Here is a 15117-nt window from a genome sequence, read left to right as displayed (position 1 = left end):
TTCAGCCCGCCTCGGCGTCTTCAAATCCTCAATTCCTGAAGTATCTGCTCGGCGAGAAAGTCGCACTCGGGGCGCATCGACCGTGCGCTGCGGGCGAGCACGATTTCCAGCGGCGGCAGGGCGGGCAGCCCGTGGGCGCGCCCTAGCTCGACGAACCGTTCAGGCATGGCGCAGCGCGCGATCGGCGCCACGGCGAGCCCCGCTTCGACCATGCTGAAGAGACCGAGCAGGCTTGGGCTCTCGTAGGACGTTCGGTGGGCAATCCGCGCTTGCTTGAGTGCGCGAATCGCGTTCTCTCGCGCGACGCTGCCCGAGGCGAATACGGCGATCGGCAGGGGGCGCTCTCGCCAGGGAGCGGACCCGCGCGGCGCGCCGGCCCAGACGATCGGCTCGAGCCGCACCCGTTTGCCGCGGATGCCTTTGACGCGCGTCATGCAGGCCAGATCGACCTTGTCCTCGTTCACGAGCGGAGCCAACGCGTGGCTGGGCAGCCCGATCACCTGGATTTCCACCTTGGGGTAGATCGCCGAAAACTTGCGCAGAACGGGCGGCAGCAGCGATGACGCGTAGTCGTCGGGCACGCCGATGACTACGCGCCCCTTCACGTCCGGATGCACGAGCGCGGCCCACGCTTCGTCGCGCAGCGCCAGCATGCGCCGCGCGTAATCGGCCAGCACGAGGCCCTCCTGCGTCGGCACGACGCTGCGTGGGTGCCGCTCGAACAGGGGCTTGCCGAGTGCCTGCTCGAGGGCTTTGACCTGCATGCTCACGGCCGACTGCGAGCGATGGACGAGGGCCGCGCCGCGCACGAAGCTGCCCGCATCGGCGACGGCCACGACCATCGACAGCACATCCAAATCGAGTGTTTTCACGATGTCGGAGGTTATGACTTTGTGCCATCAGAAAATCTGAAGGCCAAGATCAATATAACGCGTTTGTCTGAAGGCAGGGGAATCGTCATACTCGATCGCACCGGGCGGTTCGACCCTTTTCCACATTGGACGAGCGATGACGATGACTTACGAGGAATTCAAGGCGCAGCGCCTTTCGATCGATATGACGCGCGGCAAGCCCGCCCCCGAGCAACTCGATCTTTCGCAGGCGTTGATCGACGACGTGGGGCAGGCCGGGTATCGATCGCGCGACGGAATCGATTGCCGCAACTATGGTCACGTGCTCGGCTTGCCCGAAGCGCGAGAGCTGGGCGCGCAATTGCTCGGGCTGCCTGCGGATCAAGTCGTCGCGGCCGGTAATTCGAGCCTCGAGCTCATGCACGATGCACTCGCGTTCGCGATGCTGCGGGGCACTGCTCAGGGCGAGCCGTGGGCGCGCACCGCCGACGTCGCATTCTTGTGTCCGGTGCCTGGCTACGACCGGCACTTCGCGATCTGCGAAGCGCTCGGCATTCGCATGATCGCAGTGCCGACGAACGACGACGGTCCCGATATGGAGCGCGTCGAGGCGCTCGTCGCGGCAGACCCCGCGATCAAGGGCATCTGGTGCACGCCGCTCTACGGCAATCCCACGGGGGCGATCTATTCGCATGAAACGGTGCGGCGTCTTGCGCGCATGCGGGCGGCGGCGCCCGATTTTTTCCTGCTGTGGGATGACGCTTACCGCTTTCATCATTTGACGCAGGAGCGGTACGCCACACCCGACATCGTGGCTGCCTGCACCGAGGCTGGTCATCCCGACCGCGCGCTCGTCTTCGCTTCGACTTCGAAAGTGACGTTCGGAGGCGGCGGGCTTGCGTTTCTCGCCTCATCGCCGGGCAACATCGATTGGTGGCAGCGCTGCGTCTCCGTGCGCACCATCGGGCCCGATAAGCTGAACCAGCTGCGGCACGTCCATCATTTGCGGGACCGCGCCGGGCTCGAGCGGTTGATGCAGCGTCATCGGGCGATTTTGCAGCCGAAGTTCGAAGCGCTCGATGCGTCGTTGCGGGCGTTGCTCGGCGATGTCCCCGGCGTATCATGGACGAAGCCGAAAGGCGGCTATTTCGTGAGCTTGTTCGTGCCCGACGGCCATGCGAAGCGGACCGTCGAACTGGCTGCCCAAGCAGGCGTGGTGCTGACGCCCGCCGGCGCGGCGTTTCCGTATCGCGTCGATCCGCGTGATCGGCACTTGCGCATTGCGCCGAGCTGCCCGAGTCCGGCTCAGATCGAGCTGGCGGCGCTGGCCATCGGGCTCTCGTTGCGCCGCGCCTTGGAGGAGGGTGCTCGAGGCGCGCGCTGATGATGCGTATCGGAAGCAGTGCGCTACTGCTACGCTAGGCTACGCGTTGATGCGCGTGGCGATGAACTCGCCTTCGAGTCGCCAGGTCTTGCCGTCGGCGTCGAGCGCTTCGCCGATCCAATGAAAGCCGTTCGCTGTGATTTCCGTGAAGCGCCAGCGCGTCGCCTGACCATCGGCGCGGGCTCCCGTTTGCACGATTTCTTCGGCGATTCGCCGGCCGATCTGCGTTTCGCGATGGCCGGTCGCGGGATTGTTCCACGCAATGCGCCAAGCGCGCAGGGCCGGGTCCCACATGCGCAGCGTCGAGCCGTACATGTCGTTCAGCGGGTCACGCGCCATCCGGCCCGCGCGGCGATCCTCGCGGCAAGGCATAATCCAGACATCCTGTATGGCGCGTCCTTCGAGCACCCAGCCGGCGTGCACTTCGGCGGTCAAACGTTCGCTACGCACGTCGCATCCGCGATAATGCAGCACCTGTAGCGACCAACTGCCGACCAGCCAACCGTAGACGTCGTCGGCTTCCTCGATGCCGGCCGCGCGGCCGGGGGCGGCGAGGGCGGGCAGCAAGGCTTCGGGGGTGAGGCTTTCGATAGGGCTCATCGATGATCTCCTTGGCGAAGTGTCGTGACGCCGCGTGTCCCATGCTGCGGCACACGCGGAAGGTGCGATCACGATAGGGCGTTCAGCGAGGCGAATCTTGGCAAAAATTGCGCTGGATCTGGAACGCGCGCTCGTGCGGCGCGCGCGCGACGCGGCGGCCGGGACGACCGAGCCGCGTACCCTCGCGCGCGGCCGGGGCTGGGAAGTGGCCGACGTACTATGCACGTGCGGCCCCGGCGACCATGCGTTCGAGGAGCACCATGAGGCTTTCTGCATTGCGCTCGTTGCCGCCGGTGCATTCGAATACCGGTCGGAAACGGGCCGTGCGTTGATGACGCCCGGCGCGGTCATGCTCGGCCATGCCGGCGAATGTTTCGAATGCGGCCATCGCCATCGAGCCGGCGATCGCTGCATCGCGTTTCGCTATCGGCCGGAATACTTCGAGCGTTTGTTTGCCGACGCCGGTGGCGCCGGTCCCGCGCCTGCATTCGGCGCGGCCCGTATCGAGCCGTCGCAGGCGCTTGCGCCGTTCGTTGCCGCGGCGAGCACGGGCGCGACGGCCGCATCGGGGCTCGACCGACTCCCCGGCTTGGCATGGGACGAGATGGCGCAAGCGCTCGCGATCCGCGTCGTGCGGCTCACTGGGATCGTGCCGCGGACCGATGCGAAGCGCGTCGCGCCCGCCGCACTCGCGCGCGTCATCGAGACGGTGAGGCAGATCGAGGCGCGTCCTGACGGCGAGTTCGGCTTGGATACGCTGGCGGAGGACGCCGGGCTCAGCCCTTATCACTTCCTGCGCACGTTCGAGCGCGCGACGGGCGTGACACCGCATCAGTACGTTCTACGTTCGCGGTTGCGGGCCGCGGCGCAGCGGCTGGCCGATGCGCCCGGCAAGATCGTCGACGTCGCATTCGATTGCGGCTTCGCCGATCTGTCGAATTTCAACCGGGCGTTCAGAGCCGAGTTCGGCATTGCTCCGCGCGCGTACCGAGCGCGCTGGCAGTCATGAAGACGTGCGAGCGGGCCTTTCGTCCGCATTGCCCGAGCCTGAGCCCGAGCCCGAGCCGGCGACGCGCGGCGGCGCTTCGCGTCATCGCCTGTCTGCTGTCGTGCATCGTCGCGCAAGCCGGCACCGCGGCTCGGGCCTCGCCGTCGGAGGCACGCGCGGAAGACACCGCGCCCGCGACGATCGAGTCCGACGTGCACGTCTTCACCGTCGCGCGCGACGGCTCTGTCGTCGAAAACGACGAGACGACGCTGCGGGCCAACACCGTCGCGGGTGTGGACGACATCGCGCAGCGCTATGTCTGGTTCAACAAGGACATCGAGCGCATCGATGCGCTTTCCGCCGAATCGATCGATCCGCGAGGCGGGGTGCATCCGGTCGGCCCCGATGCGATCCGCGACGTGCAAGAGCCGCGCGCGGCTGGTGCGCCGACGTTCGAAGACGGCGTGCTGCGCACGGTCATCTTTCCGGGGATCGAGCCGGGCTGGCGCGAGCATCTGACGTTTCGCAAATCGCGCAAGGCGATGCAGCCCGGCGTATTCGAATATTTCGCGGTGCCGGCCCGGGACCCGGTGCTCGATCAGCGTCTCGTCTTCGATTTGCCTGCCGACATGCCGCTTTACGCCGATGCGCGCGGTTACGTCGCGCGCGATCCCGTCACCGATCGCGGGCGAACGCGATACGAGTTCGATTATCGCCATGGGCCGTTTGCGCGCATCGAGCACGGCGCCGTCGGCGAAGCGAACGATGGCGACCGGCTCATGGTGACGACGGTGCCGAGCTACGCCGCATTCGCGGCGCGATACCGCGCCGATGCGGCGGACCCGACCGCGAGCGACCCTCAGGTCGTCGCATTGGCGCGCGCACTGACGCACGATGCCCCCGACGAGTGGACGAAGGCCGCGCGCCTTTACGACTGGACACGGGCGAATATCCGCTACGTCGCGCTGTTTCTCGGCGAGACGGCAGCGAAACCGCATCGTGTCATCGACGTCCTGCACCACCGCTATGGCGACTGCAAGGATCATGTCGCGCTGTTCGGCGCGTTGCTCGCGGCGGTCGGCATTCGCAGCGAGCCCGCCTTGATCGGCCTTGGTCCGGTTTATACGTTGCCGGCCGTGCCCGGATACGGCGCGGGGGCGATCAATCACGTCATCGTCTGGATTCCCGAGCTTGGCCGTTTCGCCGATACGACGTCCGGCGGCGGCATTGCGTTCGGGTTCTTGCCCCCGAGCGTAATGGATCGGCCCGCGCTGCTCGTCGATGACGGCGTGTTGACGAGAACGCCCGCCACGCAGGTGCGCGGGCGCGATGCCCGCGTCGATCTCGAGATCGACGAGCGCGGCAATGCACGCTACGGCTATCGCGTGGAAGACGACGGCTTTACTGCCGAGCTCGAGCGCAACGTCTTTCGGCGTGCCACGCGTGCGCATGCTGCCGAAATCGCCTATGAGCGGCTGCGAAGGACAGGGTTGCGCGGGACCGCTTCGATCGAGACCGGCGACGCCGGTGCCACGAGCGGCCCGTTTGCCGTCGCGATGACGGGCACACTCGAGCACGTCGTCTGGAACGACGGCATGACGGCGCTGCCGGCGTTATCGAGCTTCGCGGGCGGGATCGGGTCGCAGGTAGGCGATTGGCTGGCCAATTCCACGCGCACGCAGTCGTACGTGTGCATCGGCGGCACGTTCGCCGAGCACGGAACGGTGACGTTGCCGCGCGACGTGAAGCTCGTCTATGTCCCTTCGGACGTCGCGATCGGCGCGGGGCCGATCGACTACAGCGCGCAGTACGTAGTCGATCCCGTTTCGCGCGTCGTTCAGATCTCGCGCCGGCTGCGGGCCGATTTCGGCGGGCAAGTCTGCACGCCGAAGGACTTCGATGCGATGCGCGATACGCTCGTGCGCGTTCAACGCGACACGTCGGCTCAAATCATCGTGCAGGCGATCGGCGCGCGAGCGATGCATTGAATCGCAGACGGCCGGTAGCAACTCGAGCGCCGTTCCGGCGCCACCCCGGCGCCACCCGAGAACGACGCGCGGCATGAGTGTTCCGTGCCGCGCGTCCCTTCTTCTACTGGGTGAGCCGGACGGTGTCGTTCAGGCCTCGGGGATCAGAACGGCGACCAACCCGCACCGCCTTGATGGCTCTGACCGTTGTCGTCACCGTCACCGTCGCCGTCGCCGTGATGCCGATGACCGAAGCGGAACGCGTCGAACAAGTCGCCGAGCGCAGGCGCATTGACCGGGACATACGGATTCCACGACGTTTGCACCGGGTTCGGCAGATTGTCGCGGCTGCGGTTCGTGATCGGCGTGAGCTGCCAGTTGCGCTCGATGAATTTCACGAGCGAAACGTGATCGCTGTACTGGTGCACGACGCGGCCCCCGCGCGAGTAGGGCGAGACGATGATCAGAGGAATGCGCGGGCCGTCGCCGAAGTAATCGACCGGCTGGATATAGCCCGAATCGTAGTAGCCGCCGCCTTCGTCGTTCGTGATGAAGATCGCCGTCGATGCCCACAGCTTCGGATTGCTGCGCACCGAATCGATGAGCTTGCGCGAAAATGCCTCGAACAGGCCGTACTTCGACGAAGCGGGGTGACCGTCGAGCAGACCGCCCGGCTTCACGAACGACACGGCCGGCAAGTTGCCGCTGGCGATGTCGGCATAGAGGTCGGTCGTGTCTTGCAAGTGGGCCTTGACGAGCGCGGGCTTCGTCATGATCGCCGTTTCATAGAGGAACGGATTGCAGATGTTGCAATACGGACTCTTCGGCGAATTGGCGACGAACGAGTTCCAGCCTTCCCCGTAGTACTTCCATGAAACGCCCTTGGCGAGCAGCGTGTCCGCGATCGTGCGCACGGGCGACGGCGGAATCGTGAAATTGCTCGCGTTGACCGTGCCGTCCCCGTTGTAGCCGGGATTGTAGTTGTTCAGCAGATAGTAGGCACCGGGTGCGCAGTTCGCCTTGGGGTGATACGGCAGCGCATTCAGATAGCTGTGGATCGCTCCGACGCCCGGCTGCGAGAGATCGGAGCAGTTGCTGTACGAGCCGCCCGAATAGCCGTCTTGCGCGTACCAGTTGTTCGTGCCGGCGCGCGGGCGCGGATCCTCGATTTCGTTCGAAGGCGGCGTCGTGGCGTGCCCATGTCCGTCCGTGTAGTAGAGCGCGTCGGCGGTGCCGATCATGATGCTGTTCGCGCCCGTGCCGCCCATGACGGGTTGGTGGTAGTTGTCGCTGATCGTGAACTTGCGGGCGAGTTCGGCGAAGTACGGCATGTCGCCCGTGTTCACGTTGTAAAAGCCGAGCGCCGTCGAGCCTTCACCGGTCGTTTGATCGTTGAAGTTGGCCGGCTGCGGCTTGCCGTTGCTGCCGGCGCCGATCGAGGTTTCGACCCACGGGAATAGATCCATCGCGCAGCCGCTCGGATTCTTCCAGCTTGCGCGCGTCATGCTGCAGTCGGCTTGTTGCCAAGCTTGATAGAAGCGATGCACGGGGCTTGCCACGTATTGGTCGTAGTTCGGGCCGACCCGCGAGATTTGATACGGGCCGTTCGGTAGATTGAACGTGTTCGCGCCGAAGCGCGTGTCGGGCACGCCGCTCGGCAGGCCCGTCGCGCCGGTCGTCAGTTGTGCGACGTCTTGCGGTTCGAGCACGGCGCCTTCGGCGGCTTGCGCCGCGGCGAGCGTCGCGAACGGCGGCGGGTTCGTATCGCTTGCGGCGGTCGGGGCGGAGCCGGTGTTGGGCGCGGGCAATACGCTATACGGCTTCTTGCCGCCAGGGTTCATTTCGAAGCGCGTCGGATCCACGGCTTGCGCGGTGTTCTGCGCGGCGAACGCAAAGTTCGGGCCCGGCCGGCCGTCGGCGGTGATGATGCCCTTCGAGAGCAGGTTGTCGATGCTCTGGCCGGCGCGTGGCTTATACGCGCCGAACACTTGGTCGAACGTGCGGTTTTCGCCGACGATGACGATCACGTGCTTGATCGGCGTCATCGTTGCCGTGGACGGATCGGCAGTCTGTTGCGGTTGGCTCGCGGCGAGCGCGGGCAGCAACGCGCCGGCAAGCGCGAGCGAAAGCGCGCTGACCGTCAAGCCGGCGCGCACGATTGCGGGACCACCTCTGACCTTCTCATGTCGCTTCATGTAAATCTCCGTTGACTAAGACAGACAACTGCGGGGATCGGAAGCGTAGCGGTGTGGTCTGGGCGCTTTTGCGCCTCGTCTTCGTCTGCTCGTGGTTGGGTCGAACGTGAATGCCGCGAGAGCGACTGCCGGCAACGATACCGGCCGACCGTGACGCATGTGGGAAGGGAATGTGACAGTCGCGAGTGACTGGGGGGGGGCTGAGCTGACCGGCGAGAGGGCGGCAAAAGGCCGCCTCGTCGTTGCGAGGCGGCGCTCGAATGCTCCTACGAATTCTTCAAATGCTCGCTGCGCTAAACGACGTTGCGCTCGACGACGGGACGGTTTTCCAGCACGCGCTCGAAGCCGAGCGGCGAGAGATCGAGCGAGACGAAGCGGCCCTGCAAGATCAGCTCTGCGACGCCGCGCCCCGTTGCGGGGCCTTGTTGCAGGCCGTGGCCGCTGAACCCGTTCGCGAACACGCAGTTTTCCACGTCGGGGTGGTAGCCGATGATCGCGTTGTGGTCGAACACGTTGTATTCGTAGTAACCGGACCAAGCGTGCTCGACGCGCAGCGCTTCGAATTGCGGCACGCGATGCGCCAGCGTCGGCCAAATGACGTCGTCGAACAGCGCGTGATCGACTTCGTCGAGCGGCAGATCGTCAGGGTCGCGATCGGCGCTCGGCGACGTCCCGCAGATGTAGGTCTTTCCCTCTGGCCGGAAGTAAACGCCGGTCGGATCGATCAGCAGCGGACAACGTTCCAGCTTGGCCGGCGAGCTCACGTTGAAGATGCTGCGACGGCGCGCATGGACGGGTAGCTCGATACCGAGCATGTCCGCTACGCGACGCGCCCAGGGGCCCGCCGCGTTGACCATCACGTCGCATTCGAGCGCGTCGCCGCTTGCCGTCATCACGTGCGTCACGCGTCGGCCCGCGCGCCGCACGCTCGTGGCATCGCTCGCGACGTAGCGCGCGCCCAGCGATTGCGCCTTCTTGCGCAATGCCTGCACGAGCCCATAGCCGTCGAACCAGCCTTCACCCGATACGCCGTAGGTGCCGGCCACGAGATCTTCCGTATTCAGCCACGGAAACGTCGTTTGCAGCTCGCCTTGCGGCAAGTAGCGGATCTGCGCGCCGAGCGACGTTTGCAGCGCATGGTTCGCCCGCAGGATCGATTCGCCGGCCGGCGTGGCGAGAAAGAGATAGCCGCCTTCATGCAAATCGATCGACGGTGCTTCACCGCCGACGGCGAGCCGCTCGCCGATCGAGCGCAGGAACTCGATGCCGTACAGCGACATTTGCACCGACAGCGGCGTCGAGAACTGTTGGCGGATCGAAGCTGCCGACAAGGCCGACGAGGCGCGCGCGTAGCTCGGATCGCGCTCGAGCACGGTCACGTCGACGCTCGGGTCGCTACTGCGCAGAAAGTACGCCACGGCGCTGCCGATGACGCCGCCCCCCACGACTACGATCTTCGAAACCATTGATACCTCGAACCAAAATGCGAGAAACGGACGTGCGAAAAAAGCGCGGTGCCCAATGGCACCGCGCCGAAGGTCCGGCCTGCCCGCGGATGCGGCGGACCGGCGAGGGCGATCAAAGACCGCTGACCGTCTTCACCGTTACCCACTGCCCGCCTTTGACTTGATAGACGGTGGACGAACCGTTCTTGAGCGAGCCGTTCGGATTGAACGCGATATGGCCCGTGATGCCGTCGAAGCTGATGCTTTGCAGCTTCGGGCGATAGTCGTCGGGCTTGGTCGAGTTCGCCGCCTGCATGGCCTTGATCGCCGCCCACGCGGCGTCATAGCCGAACGGCGCGTACGAGAGCACGTCCACGCCGAACTTTTGCTTGAAGCGTTCCGCGAACTTCGAGCCCACCGGCGTGCTGTCGAGCGGACGGCCATATTCCCACGCCATCGCGCCTTCCGACACGTCGCCCGCGAGCTTGATGAAGTCGATGTCCTTCACCCCGCCGCCGCCGACGAACTGCGCTTTGATCCCCAACTGGTTCATCTGTTTCATGATGCCGGCGGCCTGCGGATTGAGCGCGCCGACGAAGATCAGGTCGGGATTCTTGCCCTTGATGTTCGTCAATTGCGTCTTGAAGTCCGTTGCCTGATTCGTCGTGTACTCACGATCGACGATATCGCCGCCGGCGGCCTTCACGGCCTTCACGAATTCATCGGCTTCGCCTTGCCCGAATGCGGTGCGGTCGTCGATGACGGCGATGTGCTTGGCCTTGGTCGTCTTCACCGCGTAGGTGCCGGCCGTGCCCGCGTTTTGCGCGTCGCTCGAGATCACCATGAAGATATTCTTGAAACCGCGCCCGCTGATGGTCGGGTTCGTGGCCGCCGGGTCGATGTCCGGAATGCCGGCTTTTTCGTAGAGCTCGGAAGCCGGGATCGTCGTGCCCGAGTTGAAGTGGCCGACGACGACCGAAACGCCTTCATCCACGAGCTTTTGCGCGACTTGCACGCCCACGCGCGGGTCGGCTTGATCGTCTTCGGCGACGAGTTCGAACGAAACGGGCTGGCCGTTGATCTTGACGCCCTGCGCTTTGGCGTCGTCGAGCGCCATTTTTACGCCGTCTTCCAGGTCTTTGCCGTAGCTCGCATTAGGCCCGGTGAGCGGAGCGGCAAAACCGATTTTCACGACGGTGTCCGCGCGAGAGGCAAGCGGCGCGAGCGCGAGCAATGCTCCAACTGCAACTGCGATAGGGGAGAGGGTCTTCGCAAAACGCATGTTGTTTCCTTTGTCGGCAAGCATGAATTCACTGCGGTGGCGTGCATGCCGGCATCAAGCCTGCTCGTAGCGCTGGGCGCCTTCGGGGCAGCGGCCGGTGCACGGCTCTTGTTCGTCTTGACAGCTTCACGGCGTGTGGCGGTCACCTCCTGCAGGGCGTGTGTTGATCGGACCGCGCGACGCGAGAGGCGCCGCCGCGATCGTTTCGAGCGACTATAGAAAGCCAATATCGCTCCGTCTTGACCTTTCGCGACGATTCCTATGCGCATTTCGGCACAGCCGGATAAATCGAGGCGATCGCGAATCGATCGCAGCTCCCGCGCGCTGCCGCTTCCCGGTATTCACCGCTATTCGTAGCATTTTTTTGCGCTGCAGCGCGCAATCTCGCCGCCCGCCGTCGGGCGGTTCAAGCTCGACTGAAGTTCGACGCCGAGCGGTATCGATCGGACACGCGCCGAGCCGCTTTCGCGGCTAGGCGATTCATCGTGCGCCGTTGCGAGCGCGAGCGGGCCGTGACGTGCGGCCCGTGGGTAGGATATTCGATCGATCTTCACGATGGTTGCCGACAATGGATCGATTTTATGTATGATTTTTCACCAGCCGGTCAGTTATCGGGTCGTCTTTAGGCCACGAGTTGCGGCCGTTGATTGGAGATTCGGATGTAAAGAATCCTGTCATTTCAGTCGAGGTGCGCACCGTGAAACTCACCAAAGTCGCGTTCGTTTTTCTCGGTCTCCTGTGGGGATCGAACTTCATCTACATGAAATGGGCGACGGCGTGGATCAGCCCGGCTCAAGTGGCCTTGCTACGCGTATTCTTTGGTTTCCTTCCGCTTGCGTTCGCAGCTTGGCGCACTGGGGTGATTCATCGTAGCCAGGTGCGGCACCTGCCGCATTTCTTCGTGATGGCGGCAATCGCGACGGCCTTCTACTATGTGGCCGTCATCAAGGGCACGGCGTTACTACCCTCCGGTGTGGCGGGCGTGCTGGGCGGGTCGATCGCCATTTTTACCGCAATTGCGTCCGTTCTCTTCCTGCGCACCGAAAAGCTGAACGCCATGATGGGGCTCGGGGTTGCCGTGGGCTTTGCAGGCATCGTGTTGATTGCGCGGCCTTGGGAAGGGGCGAACAACCCGATAGATCTCGACGGCGTCTACTGGATGTTGGCGAGCGCGGTCGTTCTCGGCATTTCGTATGTTTATGTGCGTCGCTTTCTGGCGCCGCACAACTTGCCGCCCGTCGCGCTGGCCACTTGGCAGATGGGGCTCGCGTTGTCGATCCTGCTCGTGACGACGAACTATTCGGGTATGGGTCGGATTACCCACGATCCGCGCGCGGCTTTGAGCGTCGTGATCGGACTCGGCGTGCTCGGAACCGGGGCCGCGTTCCTGATCTATTACTACCTGCTTCAGGAACTTGGCGCGGTGGCGGCCTCGGGGGCGACCTATATTACGCCGACCGTCGCGCTGCTGATCGGCTGGATCGCGGGCGAGAAGGTCGGGATTTGGGAAGTGGCGGCCATCGTTTTGATCCTCGCCAGCATCGCGATGCTGCAGATAGGACGGCAACGCGCGGCTCGCGATACCGCTCCATCGGTTAGCGCCGCGATTCGAACGTAGCGGCCGAACATGGCTCCAACCCTTCAACCCGCGCCGATCGCCCACGCGCCGAGCCACTCGCGCGGCTTGGCGATATCGTCTTGCGCCGCGACGAGCTCGAGTTCGTAGCGGCCCGCGGCGTAAGTCGCTTTCAGGACGGCATGCACGGCGGAAACCGCGTGCTCGAACGCGGTGCGCAGCGAATCGCCGGTCAGGCGCCGCGCCACGAACGTTGCGCTCGTCAACTCGCCTACGCCGACGGGCTGGCGCGCGAACGGATAGCGCGGATGCTGCGTCATCCACGCTTCGCGCTCGGTCACGATGAGCAAGTTGACGCGGTCGGCCGGGCTATTGCGGTCGATGAGCTGCTTGACGAGCACGATCTGAGGCCCGCCGCGGATGATCTCCCGGCACGCCGCGACGGTTTCGTCGACCGTTTCGATCGTGCGGCCGACGAGCTTTTGCAGCGTGTCGTGCGTCGGCGAAAGTCCATCGGCGAGCGCGGGCATCGTCTCGAGCAGATAGGCGTCGACGCTCGCACCGGCACCGGCCCCGATGACGGGCGTGCAAAAGTGCCAGGCCTCGGGATTCGTCGCCTTGACGGTGCGCACGATGTCCGCGACGGCCTGCGCGTGGGCCTTCGAGCCGAGATAGCCGGAGACGATCGCATCGCAGCGCCGAAGCATGCCGATCGTGCCGATCCCTTCGACGAGCTCGGCCATCTGCGGCGGATCGATCGAGCTGCCGGCCCAGTGACCGTACTGCATGTGATTCGAGAACTGCATCGTATCGAGCGGCCAGACGTTCACGCCGAGCCGCTGCATCGGAAAGACGGCTGCGCTGTTGCCCGCGTGGCCGAAGACGACGTGCGGTTGAATGCTCAAGACGTTTTTCATGATGAGTGTGCTCGCATGAAGCGCCTATGGCTCGAAGCGGTGCGGTCCGTTCCGTCGATACGGCCCCGGCCCGCGGCTCGCCAGAGAAAGCCCCGCTATTTATGCAAGATACATGAATTGTTGCGTCGCGTCATCGGGCGCCGCCCGCACGTTCCGGGCCTGACCGCGTGCCGTTCGCCCGGCGGCATACCCGCATGATTCCGAAACGGCCCGGGAAATGCATGGAAAACCGCGGGCGGCGGTTCGGCGTTGCGCTCATCCGACGAAATAGCGCCGCATAGCGCCGGCGTTCAGCGTGTTGCCGCACGCACTGATACAATTGCCCGTTTCCAAAGATTACAAAGCGCGCCGGCAGCCGGTCGAGCGGTCGGTTTGACGCCCGAGCCGGGGTTCGGCGCGCTTCATGTTCGCTTTGCCAGCGTTTGACAATTAGAGCGCGCGCGTCGCGCGGTCCTCGAGCCGGCCCTGTGCCTTGTGCGCGCCACCGTTTCCGCGCGCTCCCGCTCATTGTCCTCACGCACGGCGCGCGAACATCCACGCGACGCGAAAGCGGCCGGCGCGCGAGCCCGGCGAAGCTTCGCACCGCACGTCGAGAAGAACGAAGGAGTTGCCAACGTGCCAGCAAGCGTCTCATCGAACCGTTCGTCCCGGCGCCGCGCGCGCGCGGCGGCCGGCGCACCGGTGCGCGTGGCCCGCGAAGGGGGCGTGCGATGACTCCGTTCTCGCCGACCTCCGCATGGGATTGGGTGCTCGTGGCGCTATGCTGCGTGGCGACGGCCTATGTCGTCGTGGCCGCGCTGGCGTTGCCGTCGGCGCGCGCGCTCATGCAGCGTTCGCCGCGGCAGGGCGCGCGTGGGAGCGGGATGCGCCTGCCGAGGGAACCCGTGAGCGTGCTCAAGCCGCTGTGCGGGGCGGAGCCGCGTCTTTACGAAAACCTTTCGACGTTCTGCGAGCAGACGCATCCGTGCTATCAGTTGCTGTTCGGCGTGTCGTCGTCGGCCGATCCCGCGATTGCCGTCGTGCGCCGGCTGCAGGCGGCGTTCCCCGAGCGCGACATTTCGCTCGTGATCGATTCTCGCGTGCACGGACACAACCTCAAGGTCAGCAATCTGATGAATCTGGCGGCGCGCGCAAAGCATCCGCTGATCGTGCTGGCCGATAGCGACATCGCCGTCGCGCCCGATTACCTCGAAGCCGTGACGGCGCCGCTCGCCGATCCGCAGGTGGGTATCGTCACGTGCCTTTATCACGCGAAGAGCGTCGGCGGATTCTGGACACGCGTGGGTGCGCAGTTCATCAACGAATGGTTCGCGCCGTCGGTGCGCATTGCGCACGCCGGCGGCTCGCGCAGCTTCGGATTCGGCGCGACGCTCGCGCTGCGCTCGAGCGTGCTGGCCGATATCGGCGGATTCGACGCGCTGAAGGACTGTCTGGCAGACGATTACTGGCTCGCCGAGTACACGCGCCAGCGCGGCATGGCGACGGTGCTGTCGGAAATCGTCGTCGACACCGACGTCATCGAGCCCGATTTCAATACGCTTTGGCAGCGCGAGACGCGCTGGCTGCGCACGATTCGCTCGATCAACCCGCTCGGCTTCGCGTTCCTGTTCATCACGTTCACCTCGCCGTGGCTGCTGGCCGGCGCGTTGCTCGCTGCTCACGGCGGAACCGGTCTGCGCGAGGCCGTGCTCGTCGTCTCGTCGGCGCTCGGCGCCGCCGCGCGCATCGGCTTGCATGCCCGCGCGGCGCGCGAGCGCGGCGAATTCTGGCGCGATCTGCCGCTCGTGCCGCTGCGCGACGCGCTACTCGCCGCGCAGTGGTTCGTCGCCGCATTCGGCTCGCACGTGGTTTGGCGCGGAGCGCGCATGCCCGTGGTTGCGCGGGTGGCCGAGGGGTCGGACGGGTCCTGACC

11 protein-coding genes are annotated in these 15117 nt (G+C 65.3%); 5 read left to right on the top strand and 6 right to left on the bottom strand.

The window, feature by feature from the left end:
* Positions 1–20 precede the first annotated feature (20 nt).
* Complete coding sequence (locus tag ACTHNZ_RS02640; protein ID WP_440540935.1) at positions 21–872, bottom strand: LysR substrate-binding domain-containing protein; 852 nt, start codon at positions 870–872, stop codon at positions 21–23.
* Between the two features lie 136 nt (positions 873–1008).
* Between ACTHNZ_RS02640 and ACTHNZ_RS02635 the strand changes: the two genes are divergently transcribed.
* Positions 1009–2235, top strand: coding sequence for an aminotransferase class I/II-fold pyridoxal phosphate-dependent enzyme (locus tag ACTHNZ_RS02635; protein WP_440540934.1), 1227 nt, complete (start codon positions 1009–1011; stop codon positions 2233–2235).
* A gap of 39 nt (positions 2236–2274) precedes the next feature.
* On the opposite strand, the gene ACTHNZ_RS02630 is transcribed toward ACTHNZ_RS02635, so the two are convergent.
* Complete coding sequence (locus ACTHNZ_RS02630; RefSeq protein WP_440540933.1) at positions 2275–2835, bottom strand: hypothetical protein; 561 nt, start codon at positions 2833–2835, stop codon at positions 2275–2277.
* A gap of 97 nt (positions 2836–2932) precedes the next feature.
* Here ACTHNZ_RS02630 and ACTHNZ_RS02625 point away from each other — a divergent pair, with 97 nt between their 5' ends.
* Positions 2933–3844, top strand: a complete 912-nt coding sequence (locus ACTHNZ_RS02625) for a helix-turn-helix transcriptional regulator (protein WP_440540932.1) — start codon at positions 2933–2935, stop codon at positions 3842–3844.
* Positions 3841–5811 carry a DUF3857 domain-containing transglutaminase family protein gene (locus tag ACTHNZ_RS02620; protein WP_440540931.1) on the top strand — a complete coding sequence of 657 codons (1971 nt, stop codon included), beginning with the start codon at positions 3841–3843 and terminating at the stop codon, positions 5809–5811. The genes ACTHNZ_RS02625 and ACTHNZ_RS02620 overlap by 4 nt, the downstream gene beginning before the upstream one ends.
* Positions 5812–5954: 143 nt before the next feature.
* On the opposite strand, the gene ACTHNZ_RS02615 is transcribed toward ACTHNZ_RS02620, so the two are convergent.
* From ACTHNZ_RS02615 to ACTHNZ_RS02605, 3 genes are all read right to left on the bottom strand, one after another.
* Entirely contained in the window at positions 5955–7985 is a 2031-nt protein-coding gene (locus ACTHNZ_RS02615; protein ID WP_440540930.1) for an alkaline phosphatase family protein, read from the bottom strand.
* Between the two features lie 293 nt (positions 7986–8278).
* The gene (locus ACTHNZ_RS02610; RefSeq protein ID WP_440540929.1) at positions 8279–9451 is read right to left on the bottom strand and encodes an NAD(P)/FAD-dependent oxidoreductase; all 1173 of its coding nucleotides are present in this window, start codon (positions 9449–9451) and stop codon (positions 8279–8281) included.
* A gap of 112 nt (positions 9452–9563) precedes the next feature.
* Positions 9564–10712 (bottom strand): branched-chain amino acid ABC transporter substrate-binding protein, encoded by a 1149-nt coding sequence (locus tag ACTHNZ_RS02605; RefSeq protein WP_440540928.1) that lies wholly within the window; start codon positions 10710–10712, stop codon positions 9564–9566.
* Between the two features lie 697 nt (positions 10713–11409).
* On the opposite strand from ACTHNZ_RS02605, the gene ACTHNZ_RS02600 reads away from it, so the two are divergent.
* A complete protein-coding gene (locus ACTHNZ_RS02600; protein WP_440540927.1) occupies positions 11410–12330 on the top strand; it encodes a DMT family transporter in 921 nt (306 codons plus the stop codon).
* 23 nt (positions 12331–12353) lie between these two features.
* Here the strand turns inward: ACTHNZ_RS02600 and pdxY are convergent, their stop codons facing one another.
* Positions 12354–13205, bottom strand: a complete 852-nt coding sequence (pdxY, locus tag ACTHNZ_RS02595) for a pyridoxal kinase PdxY (RefSeq protein ID WP_440540926.1) — start codon at positions 13203–13205, stop codon at positions 12354–12356.
* Between the two features lie 710 nt (positions 13206–13915).
* Between pdxY and hpnI the strand changes: the two genes are divergently transcribed.
* Positions 13916–15115 (top strand): bacteriohopanetetrol glucosamine biosynthesis glycosyltransferase HpnI, encoded by a 1200-nt coding sequence (gene hpnI / locus ACTHNZ_RS02590; protein ID WP_440540925.1) that lies wholly within the window; start codon positions 13916–13918, stop codon positions 15113–15115.
* Positions 15116–15117 lie beyond the last annotated feature (2 nt).

The sequence above is a fragment of the Trinickia sp. genome, assembly GCF_051953955.1.
Taxonomy (GTDB): domain Bacteria; phylum Pseudomonadota; class Gammaproteobacteria; order Burkholderiales; family Burkholderiaceae; genus Trinickia.
Note: the sequence above shows the minus strand (reverse complement) of the source record. Positions and strands in the feature narration are given on the sequence as shown.

Coding starts and splice junctions, on each gene's coding strand:
- ACTHNZ_RS02620 (WP_440540931.1), top strand. CDS start 3,841: ATGAAGACGTGCGAGCGGGCCTTTCGTCCGCATTGCCCGAGCCTGAGC.
- ACTHNZ_RS02630 (WP_440540933.1), bottom strand. CDS start 2,835: ATGAGCCCTATCGAAAGCCTCACCCCCGAAGCCTTGCTGCCCGCCCTC.
- ACTHNZ_RS02615 (WP_440540930.1), bottom strand. CDS start 7,985: ATGAAGCGACATGAGAAGGTCAGAGGTGGTCCCGCAATCGTGCGCGCC.
- ACTHNZ_RS02610 (WP_440540929.1), bottom strand. CDS start 9,451: ATGGTTTCGAAGATCGTAGTCGTGGGGGGCGGCGTCATCGGCAGCGCC.
- hpnI (WP_440540925.1), top strand. CDS start 13,916: ATGACTCCGTTCTCGCCGACCTCCGCATGGGATTGGGTGCTCGTGGCG.
- pdxY (WP_440540926.1), bottom strand. CDS start 13,205: ATGAAAAACGTCTTGAGCATTCAACCGCACGTCGTCTTCGGCCACGCG.
- ACTHNZ_RS02605 (WP_440540928.1), bottom strand. CDS start 10,712: ATGCGTTTTGCGAAGACCCTCTCCCCTATCGCAGTTGCAGTTGGAGCA.
- ACTHNZ_RS02635 (WP_440540934.1), top strand. CDS start 1,009: ATGACGATGACTTACGAGGAATTCAAGGCGCAGCGCCTTTCGATCGAT.